Origin of the sequence: Gordonia paraffinivorans NBRC 108238 (assembly GCF_000344155.1) — a bacterium.
GTDB lineage: Bacteria > Actinomycetota > Actinomycetes > Mycobacteriales > Mycobacteriaceae > Gordonia > Gordonia paraffinivorans.
Genome location: NZ_BAOQ01000110.1, coordinates 1 through 598 on the forward strand (window position 1 = coordinate 1; position 598 = coordinate 598).

The window sequence follows — 598 nt, forward strand, 5'->3', positions numbered from 1 at the left end:
AATAGTGCGGGCAAGGTGGATCGGCGGTCGTTGCCGGATCCCGAGCTCGGTGTGGCCGAGTACGTGGCTCCGGAGACACCGGCAGAGGAGACGGTCGCGAAACTGTTTGCTGATCTGTTGGGTGTTGAGCGGGTCAGTGTGGTCGAGTCGTTCTTTGATTTGGGTGGTAATTCGTTGTCGGCGGCACGTCTTGCTGCTCGGGCGTCTGCGGCGTTGGACGTCGAGGTGTCGGTGCGTGATGTGTTTGATGCGCCGTCGGTTCGTGAGTTGGTGGCGGTTGTTTCGGGTCGTCGGCCGGCGTTGCCGCCGGTGAGGGCGGTTTCGCCGCGGCCGGAGCGTGTTCCGTTGTCGTTTGCGCAGCAGCGGATGTGGTTTATCAATCGGTTGGATTCGTCGAGCGGGATGTACAACATTCCGTTGGTGTTGCGGGTTGTTGGTGACCTGGATGTTGATGCGTTGCGTGCTGCGGTGGTGGATGTTGTTGTGCGGCATGAGGTGTTGCGGACGACGTTCCCGGATGTGGATGGTGTGCCGTTCCAGTTGGTGCATCCGGTTGGTGATGTTGCCGAGGGTTTGGATTGGGCGGTTGTTGACTCGA

The 598-nt window shown here is 60.4% G+C and carries 1 protein-coding gene; it reads left to right on the plus strand.

Annotated features, from left to right (window positions below; translation table 11 throughout):
• Positions 1 to 598: condensation domain-containing protein (locus GP2_RS20865; protein ID WP_040527725.1), on the plus strand; the 598-nt coding region annotated here is incomplete at both ends.